Genomic DNA, 9,984 nt, shown 5'->3' on the forward strand with positions numbered 1-9,984 from the left:
CCGGACCGGGCGGCGCCGACGGTGACCGGGCCGGGGACGGCGCCACGGCTCCGGGCGGGGGCGCCGGAGGCGGTGCGGGTGCCGACCACGGTCTTTCCTAGACTTGCCCTGTGACCGACAGCGCCGTGAACGACAGCTCCGCGCCCGAGGGCGCGGCCCACCGGACCGACCTGCCCACCGCCTGGAACCCGGCCGAGGAGGAGCCGGCCCTCTACGAGCGCTGGGTATCGGCGGGGTACTTCACCGCGGACGCCGGGTCCGACAAGCCGCCGTTCACGATCGTGCTGCCACCGCCGAACGTGACGGGCACCCTGCACATGGGGCACGCGCTGAACCACACGTTGATGGACGCCATGTCCCGGCGCAGGCGGATGCAGGGCTACGAGGTGCTGTGGCTGCCCGGCACGGACCACGCGGGCATCGCGACGCAGAACGTGGTCGAGCGGGAACTGGCAGGCGAGGGGCTGTCCCGGCACGACCTGGGCCGGGAACGCTTCGTCGAGCGGGTCTGGGAGTGGAAGGCCGAGTACGGCGGCAAGATCCTCGACCAGATGCGCGGACTCGGGGACGGCGTCGACTGGACGCGCGAGCGGTTCACGCTGGACGACGGGCTCTCCCGCGCGGTGCAGACCATCTTCAAGCGCCTCTACGACGAGGGGCTGATCTACCAGGCCGAGCGCATCATCAACTGGTGCCCCCGCTGCCTGACCGCGTTGTCCGACATCGAGGTCGACCACTCGGACGACGACGGTGAACTGGTCTCCATCCGCTACGGCGACGCCGACGACGCCATCGTGGTGGCCACGACCCGTGCGGAGACGATGCTGGGCGACACCGCCGTGGCGGTGCATCCGGACGACGAGCGGTATGCCCACCTGGTCGGCACCGAGGTGGAGCTGCCGCTGACCGGACGCCGCATTCCCGTGGTCGCCGACAGCCACGTCGACCCCGAGTTCGGTTCCGGCGCGGTGAAGGTGACCCCGGCCCACGACCCGAACGACTTCGAGATCGGCAGGCGGCACGACCTGCCGATGCCGTCCATCCTGGACGAGCGCGGCGTGGTGACCGCGCACGGTCCGTTCGAGGGGATGGACCGACTGGAGGCCCGCCCTGCGATCGTGGCGGCCCTGCGCGAGCAGGGTCGGATCGTCGCGGAGAAGCGGCCCTACGTGCACGCCGTCGGGCACTGTTCCCGGTGCGACACGGTCGTGGAACCGCGCCTGTCGCTGCAGTGGTGGGTGCGAGTGGGCCCACTGGCGAAGGCCGCCGGGGACGCGGTGCGGGACGGCCGGGTCACGATCCACCCGCCGGAGCTGGCCAGGCGTTACTTCGACTGGGTCGACGACATGCACGACTGGACGATCTCGCGTCAGCTGTGGTGGGGCCACCGCATCCCGGTGTGGTACGGCCCGGACGGGGAGGTCGTCTGTGTCGGCCCCGACGAGGAACCGCCGAGCGGCCCGGGGTGGCGCCAGGACAAGGACGTGCTGGACACCTGGTTCTCGTCCGGGTTGTGGCCGTTCTCCACGATGGGCTGGCCGGACGACACCGCCGACCTGGCGAAGTTCTACCCGACGAGCGTGCTGTCCACCGGCTACGACATCCTGTTCTTCTGGGTGGCCCGGATGATGATGTTCGGGCTGTACGCGATGCGGGACAACGGTCCCGAGCACTCCGTGCCGTTCGAGCACATCTACCTGCACGGGCTGATCCGCGACGCCCACGGCAAGAAGATGTCGAAGTCCCGGGGCAACGTCCTCGACCCGCTGGACTGGATGCGGCGCTACGGCGCCGACGCCACCCGGTTCACCCTCGCCCGTGGTGCGAACCCGGGCGCGGACATGGCGCTGGCCGAGGAGTGGGCCGCGGGCGCGCGGAACTTCTGCACCAAGCTGTTCAACGCCAGCCGCTTCGCGATCACCAACGGCGCGACGGTGGCCACCCCGGTGCCCGAGCGGGACGCGCTGACCGAGGCCGACCGGTGGATCCTCGGCAGGCTGTCCGCGGTGGTGGCCGAGGCCGACGACCTGATCGAGCAGTTCCAGTTCGCCAAGGCGACCAACCTGCTCTATCACTTCACGTGGGACGAGCTGTGCGACTGGTACCTGGAACTGGCGAAGGTGCAGCTGTCCGGCGAGCACGCCGAGGGCACCCGTGCGGTGCTGGGCCACGTGCTCGACGTGGTGCTGCGGATGCTGCACCCGTTCGTCCCGTTCCTCACCGAGCGGCTGTGGACCACCCTCACCGGCGGGGAGTCGCTGGTCATCGCGGACTGGCCCGCCCGCGAGCGGTCCGGGCTGACCGACCGGGATCCCGCCGCCGAGGAACGGATCGCCGACGTGCAGAAGCTGGTCACCGAGATCCGCCGGTTCCGCTCCGACCAGGGCCTCAAGCCCGGGCAGCGGGTCGTGACCCGGCTCTCGGGAGGCGGGTTCGCCGTGCTGGCGGGCCACACGGAGTCGGTGCGGACGCTGGCCCGGCTGACCGAGCCCGGTCCGGACTTCACGGCGACCGCGTCGCTGGACGTCGCGCTCTCGGCGGGCACCGCGACGGTCGAGGTGGACACCTCGGGGGCGATCGACGTCGAGGCCGAGCGCAAGCGGCTGCGCAAGGACCTCGCCGCGGCGGAGAAGGAACTCGCCCAGACGCGGAACAAGCTCGGCAACGAGTCGTTCCTGGCGAAGGCACCCGCGGAGGTGGTCGACAAGATCCGCGCCCGGGAGGAGACCGCGGCCACGGAGATCGACCGCCTCACCGCCCGGCTGGAAACGCTCGGCTCTTGATCCCGGACCCACCCGGCGGGGTCCGCACCGTGCGGCGCAGGCGAGCCCGGTACGAACGGGTGGCGGCCCTGCTCTCCTCTCGCGGGGACGGGGAACTCGCCGCGTGGGTGGACGCGGCCCCCGTCGCCGGTGTGGGTGTGGGCGGGGCGACGGCGGTACTGGACGTCGACGCGGTCCCGGTGTTCGTCAAGCGCATCGCGTTGACGGACCGCGAGCGCGCTCGTCCCGGTTCCACCGCGAACCTGTTCGGGTTGCCCATGATCTGCCAGTACGGGATCGGGAGTCCCGGCCTCAACGCGTGGCGGGAGCTCGCCGCGAACCGGATCGTGACCGACGCGGTGCTCTCCGGCGAGACGGAATCCTTCCCGTTGCTCTACCACTGGCGGGTCCTGCCCGGCCGCCCCCGCGTGCCCGACGACCACGTCGACCTCGACACCGCCGTGGCCGCGCTGGGCGGCGCTCCGGCGGTGCGTGCCCGCCTCGACGCGCTGCGCACGGCGTCGTCCAGCCTCGTGCTGTTCAGCGAGTACGTTCCGTACGACCTCCGGGACCTGCTGCGGCGCGAGCCGGAGAGCAGGGTCGGCATGGTCGAGGAACAGCTCATGCACCACGTGACCGTCCTGGGTGCTCGCCGGATACTGCACATGGACGCCCACTTCGACAACATGCGCGGGGACGGCGAGCGGATACTTCTCACGGATTTCGGACTGGCCACCTCACCCCGGTTCGCTCTGTCGGACGTCGAACGGGATTTCGTGCGCCGCAACCGGTCGCACGACGCCGACTACGCGGCCATGCGTCTGGTCAACTGGGTGGTCACCGCGGTGTGCGGAGTCGCGACACCCACCGGGGGCGCCCCCGTCGCACGCAACGCGTACGTACGGCGGTGCGCCGCCGGGCACATTCCGGACGAGGTGTCGCCGGTCGTGGCCGACATCCTCACCCGGTACGCACCCGCCGCGGCGAGGATGAACAGCTTCTACTGGGAACTGTTCGCCGCGCGGGACGCGCGCGGCGCGGGGAGCCGGGCACCGGACGAACCCGACGGGGGCCCGACGTAGACTCGGACGTGTCAACCGAGCTGTAGGGAGTGTGCGTGTCCTCCGACGACCAGGAGTTTCCCCCGCAACTGTCGGAAGGGGACAACTTCATCGCCGGTCCGTTGCCGGACGACGAGTCCGAGGCCGAACCGTCGGTGGACGAGGCCGCGATCGCCGCGCAGGCCCGCCGGGACCTGGTGGCCGTGGAGGCCGAGCTGGACCGGCGCTGGCCGGAGACGAAGATCGAGCCGTCGTTGACGCGGATCTCCACGCTGGTCAACCTGCTCGGTGACCCGCAGCGCACCTACCCGGTGCTGCACGTCGCGGGCACCAACGGCAAGAGTTCGACCGCGCGGATGATCGAGGCGCTGCTGAGCAGGCTCGGCCTGCGCGTCGGCCGGTACACGAGCCCGCACCTGCAGCTGGCGACCGAGCGCATCAGCATCGACGGCGCGCCGGTGTCCCCGGAGACCTACGTCGCCACCTACCGCGACATCGCCCCGTTCGTCGGCATGGTCGACGGCGCGCAGGCGCCCGGTGACCCCGCGATGAGCAAGTTCGAGGTGCTCACCGGGATGGCTTTCGCCGCGTTCGCCGACGCCCCGGTGGAGGCCGCCGTGCTGGAGACCGGGATGGGCGGCCGGTGGGACGCCACGAACGTCGCCGACGCCCAGGTGGCGGTGATCACGCCGGTCGGCATCGACCACGCGGAGTACCTCGGCCACGATCGCGCCACGATCGCGGGGGAGAAGGCCGGGATCATCAAACCGGACAGCGTGGTGGTGCTCGCCGAGCAGGAGCCCGACGCCGAGCGCGTCCTGTTGGAACGCGCCGTCGAGGTGGAGGCCGCGGTCGCGCGGGCGGGCAGCGAGTTCGGTGTGCTCGACCGCACGATCGCCGTGGGCGGCCAGCTGCTGCGCCTGCAGGGGCTCGGCGGGGTCTACGAGGAGGTCTTCCTGCCGCTGCACGGGGCGCACCAGGCGGCGAACGCCGCGGTGGCACTGGCCGCCGTGGAGGCGTTCTTCGGTGCGGGCAAGGACCGGCAGCTCACCGTCGACGCGGTGCGGGAGGCTTTCGCCGAGGTCGCCACCCCGGGCAGGCTGGAGCGGGTGCGTGCCGCACCCGCCGTGCTGCTCGACGCCGCGCACAACCCGCACGGCGCGGCCGCGCTCGCCGCCACGGTGGAGGAGGAGTTCGCGTTCCGCCGGCTGGCCGCCGTGGTCGGCGTGCTGCGGGACAAGGACGTCACCGGCGTGCTGGAGGCGCTCGAACCGGCCGTGTCCGACATCGTGGTGACCACGAACTCCTCACCCCGGGCGATGCCCGCCGACGAGCTCGCGGCACTGGCCGTGTCGATCTTCGGCGAGGAGCGGGTGACGGTGGAGCCGGTCCTGCACGCCGCGATCGAGGCGGCCGTCGCCCTGGTGGAGCAGACCGACGAGCCCGAGGAACCACTGTCCGGCGGGGGTGTGCTCGTGACCGGTTCGGTCGTCACCGCGGGCGACGCCCGCACCCTGTTCGGCAAGGAGCCGGAGTGAGCGACGAACCGACGTCCGATGCCCCCACCCAGGACGGACCGGCTCCGGCGAAGGACCCGTGGAAGGGCTTCCGGGGGGTGCAGGCCGGCACACTCGTGCTGGAGGCGATCGTCGTGGGGCTCGCCCTGCCGGTCGTCGCGCAGCTCGGTGACGGTCTGACGAGCGTCCAGGGCTGGGCCGTCGGCGGGATCGCCGTCGCGCACGTGGTGTGCAGCGGCCTGCTGCGGTTCGCCTGGTCGACGTGGGTGATCCTCGCGCTCCAGGTGGCCCTGCTCGCCTTCGTCGTCACCCTGCCGTGGGTGGCGGTCATCGGGGTGCTGTTCCTGGCGGTGTGGCTGTGGCTGCTGTGGCTGCGCCGCGACGTCGCCCGCCGCATGGCCCAGGGCCGGCTGCCGGGCCAGCACCCCACCGACCCCGCGAGTTGACCCTCCAGCCCCGCGAGTCGCCACCCCAGTCCCGCGAGTCGACGCTCCAGCCCCGCGAGTCGACGCTCCAGGGGCGTGCCGGATCGCTGTGACCGGGGATGGATAAGGTGCCGGACAACAGAATTCACGTCTTGACACATCCCCCACAGAGCGAAGGAGAGCACCATGAGCGAGCGCACCCTGGTCCTGGTCAAGCCCGACGGCGTCAAGCGTGGCCTGGTCGGTGAGGTGATCGCGCGGATCGAGCGCAAGGGCCTGAGCCTCGCGGCGATGGACCTGCGTGACGTGCCGCGGTCGGTGGCCGAGGAGCACTACGCCGAGCACAAGGACAAGCCGTTCTACGGCGAGCTTCTCGACTTCATCACCTCCGGCCCGGTCGTGGCGATGGCGGTCGAGGGGTCGCGCGCCGTGACCGCGTTCCGCCAGCTCGCGGGCGGGACCGACCCGGTGGACAAGGCCACGCCCGGCACCCTGCGCGGGGACTACGCCCTGGAGGTCCAGTTCAACCTGGTGCACGGGTCCGACTCGCCCGAGTCCGCCGAGCGCGAGCTGAAGCTCTGGTTCCCGGACCTCTGAGCGTCGTGCCGCCGGTGCCGTGCGGGGCCTCCTCCGCGGCACCGGGCCGGGTCGCCCCGGGAATCCGATCGCGATCTGTCGGTGGTCCGTGGCAGTGTCGGCGCGGTGGTGGACGACACGGTGAAAGCGGCCGAAACCGGCCGGCCGGACCGGACGCGGGGGGACGCGCCGCTGGTCGAGGCCAAAGCGCTGGTCAAGCGGTTCGGTGCCAAGGAGGCCGTGCGGGGGATCGATCTGCACGTGCGGCGCGGCGAGGCATTCGGGTTTCTCGGCCCGAACGGGGCGGGCAAGTCCTCGGCCATGCGCATGATCGCGTGTGTGTCCCCACGCTCGGACGGTGACCTCGCGGTGCTGGGCATGGATCCCGACCGAAACGGCCCCCGCATCCGGGCGCGGCTCGGCGTCGTCCCACAGCAGGACACGCTGGACGCCGAACTGACGGTGCGGCAGAACCTCCAGGTCTACGGGCGCTACTTCGGGCTCTCCCGTCCGGTCGTGCGCAGGCGCGCCGGGGAACTGATGGAGTTCGCGGAGTTGTCCGACCGCGCCGACGACGAGGTCGAGCCGCTGTCGGGCGGGATGAAGCGTCGGCTGACCATCGCCCGGTCCCTGGTCAACGATCCGGACCTGCTGCTGCTCGACGAGCCCACCACCGGCCTCGACCCGCAGGCGCGGCACCTGCTGTGGGACCGGCTGTTCCGGCTCAAGTCGCGCGGCGTCACCCTGCTGATCACCACGCACTACATGGACGAGGCCGAGCAGCTGTGCGACCGCCTGGTCGTGCTGGACGACGGCCGGATCGTCGCCGAGGGCAGCCCGGCCGAGCTGATCAGCCGGTACGCCACCCGCGAGGTGCTGGAACTGCGGCCCGCGGAGCAGGACCGGGCCGGCCTGCCCGACCTGGTGGGCGACCTCGCCGAGCGCACCGAGGTCCTGCCCGACCGGGTTCTCCTCTACACCGCCGAGGGTGAGGCGGCGCTGGAGCGCGTCCACGCCCGGGGAGTGCGTCCGGTGTCCAGCCTGGTGCGGCGCAGCACCCTGGAGGACGTCTTCCTGCGCCTCACCGGACGGAGTCTGGTCGAGTGACTGGGCCGGAGTCCGGCCTCGACACCCGGTCCACACCCGGGGAGGCGGCCGCACCGGTGCCGGGCTCGTGGCGGGCGGCGTGGTTGCGGGTGGAGGGCCGCTGGGCGTGGTACCGCCGGTACTGGACGTCCAATCTCTACTCCTCGGGCCTGCAGCCGTTGTTGTTCCTGCTCGCGATGGGGCTCGGATTCGGCTCGCAGGTGGAACCCGGCGCCGCCACCGGTGGGGTGAGCTACCTGCACTATGTCGCTCCGGCGCTCCTGGTGGCGGGTGCGGTGCAGAACGCGGTCGGGGAGTCGAGCTACCCGGTGCTGTCCGGGTTCAAGTGGCAGCGCGACTACCACGCGGTGACCGCCACCCCGGTCACTCCGGGCCAGGTACTCGGCGGGCAGCTGCTGTGGGTCGGTCTGCGCCTGACCCTCGCCTGCGTGGTGTACGCGCTCGTCGCCGCCCTGTTCGGTGCCTGGACCGGTGCGGGTGTGCTGCTCGTGGTGCCGGTCGGGGTGCTGGCCGGGCTGGCCTGTGCCGCGCCGGTGACGGCGGTGGCGGCGACCACCTACGACGAGGGGGCACGTTTCGCCGCGGTGTTCCGGTTCGTCGTGATGCCGATGGTGCTGTTCTCGGGCACGTTCTTCCCGGTCGGGCATATCCCGGCGGCGCTGCGGTGGCTCGCCTGGGCCTCGCCGCTGTGGCACGGCAACGAACTCGCCAGGGCGGCCACGCTCGGGTCGGCGGGGCCGCTGCCCGTGCTGGGGCATCTCGCCTACCTCGCGGCGGTGCTCGCCGTCGGCGGGCTCGTGGCCCGGCACTACTTCTACCGACGGCTGGTGGTGTGAGTGGTGGCGATGTCGCGTGGGTCCCCGGCGCGGACGGGCCCGGGCGTGCTCGCCCGGATGCTGCCCGCCTCGCGGTACGCGGGCCGGGCCACCGCGTTGATCGAGCGCTCGGCGCTGGTGTACTCGCGGGTCTGGCTGGTGTTCGTCTCCGGCGTCGTCGAGCCGGTGCTGTACCTGCTCGCGTTCCAGGTCGGCTTCGGTCGGTTGGTGGGCGAGGTGGTGGGACCGGACGGGCAGCCGATGTCCTACGTGGCGTTCGTCGCGCCCGCGCTCATGGCGGCCTCGGCCATGAACGGCGCGGTCTTCGACGCCACCTTCGGCACCTTCTTCAAGGTCCGTTACGACAAGACCTACGACGCCATGCTCGCCACCCCGATGGGGCCGCTCGACCTCGTGCTGGGGGAGATCGGCTGGGCGGTGCTGCGCGGAGCCCTGTACGCCTGCGCGTTCTTCGGCGTGATGGCGGCGATGGGGCTCGTGCAGACCCCGTGGGCGGTGCTGACGGTGCCGGTGGCGGTGCTGGTGTCGTTCGCGTTCGCCGCCGTCGGCATGGTGTGCGCGACGCTGCTGCGTACACCGTCGCAGTTCGACTTCGTGCAGCTGGCGATCGTGCCGATGTTCCTGTTCTCCACGACGTTCTTCCCGCTGTCGGTCTACCCGGACGCGCTCGCGGTGCTCGTGCGGTGTCTGCCCCTCTACCACGGGGTGGAGCTGACCCGCGGGTTCGCGGCGGGGGTGCCGGACGTGTCCATGCTGGCTCACGTCACCTACCTGGTGGTGCTGGCCGCGTGCGGTGTGTATGCGGCGGCGCGCCGCGTGGAGGGGATGCTCCTGCGCTGACGGCGCGCTCCCACCGGGTGTCCGTCCGCGCGGGGTATCCTCGGTCCCGGGAACCGCGTCGGGGACGTGGTCGTGCCCCGGCGGTCCCGCCACCCGGAGTCTCCGGCCGCGTGACGGACAGCTCACGGTCCGCGTCGACCGGCGTACTGATCCGCTGTTCGGGGTCGCCCCGATGAGGGCCGCGATGACGCCGTGTGAGTATGGGATACTGAAGACCGGTTACCGAGTCGTCGGCGCCGACGGATGGCGGGGCGACTGCGGGTGGCCCGGTGACGTGCTGGAGGAACCGCGGGTCGTCGCCACTGCGCACGGGACGTGCCGGACGACTCGACGACAGGGAGTCGCACCCGGTGTGCGTGTGTTCCGCCGGGACGTCGTCGCGGGACCTGCCGTCGGCGGTGTGTCGGTGTACGCCGGCCCTCCGGTGGCTTGCAAGGCAAGGATTCCCGCCGGGGTGGACCCCACCACGGCGGACACAACAGGGACACGGCCCCTGAGCGGCGGCGTGCTGAACGCGCCCGGGGGTGGAGGAGATGTATGTCGAACGCGGAGACACCCGCCGAGAACGTCGGCGGGACCGCCGTCACATCCGCTGCGCAGACGCTGGCGGACCTGCCCGAGAAGACCCGGGTCCACGTGGTGGCGAAACGACTCGGCACCACGAGCAGGGAGGTGCTGACGGCGCTGGCCGATCTCGGGGAGACCGCGCGCAGCCCGCAGTCCGGGGTGTCCCGGCGAGCGGGACTTCGTCGCCATGATCGAGAACTGAGTGCCCGTGCGGGCGACGAGGCGTAGCGGGGGGCAGTGGTGGAGCTGAACCCGTGGGCGGTCGGCGCCGTGGGCCTGGTCCTGGGGGTGAC

The 9,984-nt window shown here is 71.9% G+C and carries 8 protein-coding genes and 1 pseudogene; all 9 read left to right on the plus strand.

Annotated elements, in window-relative coordinates; genetic code table 11:
- The first annotated feature begins 110 nt into the window (after nt 1–110).
- Complete coding sequence (locus SACHA_RS0110415) at nt 111–2,783, plus strand: valine--tRNA ligase (RefSeq protein WP_019809480.1); 2,673 nt, start codon at nt 111–113, stop codon at nt 2,781–2,783.
- Between the two features lie 29 nt (nt 2,784–2,812).
- Nucleotides 2,813–3,844, plus strand: a complete 1,032-nt coding sequence (locus SACHA_RS0110420; RefSeq protein WP_028663060.1) for a protein kinase family protein — start codon at nt 2,813–2,815, stop codon at nt 3,842–3,844.
- Nucleotides 3,845–3,879: 35 nt separating this feature from the next.
- The gene (gene folC / locus SACHA_RS0110425; protein ID WP_028663061.1) at nt 3,880–5,361 is read left to right on the plus strand and encodes a bifunctional tetrahydrofolate synthase/dihydrofolate synthase; all 1,482 of its coding nucleotides are present in this window, start codon (nt 3,880–3,882) and stop codon (nt 5,359–5,361) included.
- A complete protein-coding gene (locus tag SACHA_RS0110430) occupies nt 5,358–5,786 on the plus strand; it encodes a DUF4233 domain-containing protein (protein WP_019809486.1) in 429 nt (142 codons plus the stop codon). The genes folC and SACHA_RS0110430 overlap by 4 nt, the downstream gene beginning before the upstream one ends.
- Before the next feature lie 165 nt (nt 5,787–5,951).
- Nucleotides 5,952–6,362, plus strand: coding sequence for a nucleoside-diphosphate kinase (gene ndk / locus SACHA_RS0110435; RefSeq protein ID WP_019809487.1), 411 nt, complete (start codon nt 5,952–5,954; stop codon nt 6,360–6,362).
- A gap of 120 nt (nt 6,363–6,482) precedes the next feature.
- Nucleotides 6,483–7,448, plus strand: coding sequence for an ABC transporter ATP-binding protein (locus SACHA_RS0110440; RefSeq protein WP_051110174.1), 966 nt, complete (start codon nt 6,483–6,485; stop codon nt 7,446–7,448).
- A gap of 56 nt (nt 7,449–7,504) precedes the next feature.
- Nucleotides 7,505–8,284: an ABC transporter permease gene (locus SACHA_RS0110445; protein ID WP_157601656.1), complete on the plus strand. Its 780-nt coding sequence runs from the start codon at nt 7,505–7,507 to the stop codon at nt 8,282–8,284.
- Between the two features lie 9 nt (nt 8,285–8,293).
- On the plus strand, nt 8,294–9,124 hold the full coding sequence (locus SACHA_RS0110450) for an ABC transporter permease (protein ID WP_039738625.1): 831 nt from the start codon (nt 8,294–8,296) through the stop codon (nt 9,122–9,124).
- A gap of 537 nt (nt 9,125–9,661) precedes the next feature.
- Nucleotides 9,662–9,984, plus strand: a pseudogene (locus tag SACHA_RS21440) (hypothetical protein); the annotation flags it as partial.

Origin of the sequence: Saccharomonospora halophila 8, from assembly GCF_000383775.1 — a bacterium.
GTDB lineage: Bacteria > Actinomycetota > Actinomycetes > Mycobacteriales > Pseudonocardiaceae > Saccharomonospora > Saccharomonospora halophila.

Bases quoted from the DNA above. Each gene is read 5' to 3' on its own strand.
- ndk (WP_019809487.1), top strand. From the start codon at position 5,952: ATGAGCGAGCGCACCCTGGTCCTGGTCAAGCCCGACGGCGTCAAGCGT.
- SACHA_RS0110450 (WP_039738625.1), top strand. From the start codon at position 8,294: ATGTCGCGTGGGTCCCCGGCGCGGACGGGCCCGGGCGTGCTCGCCCGG.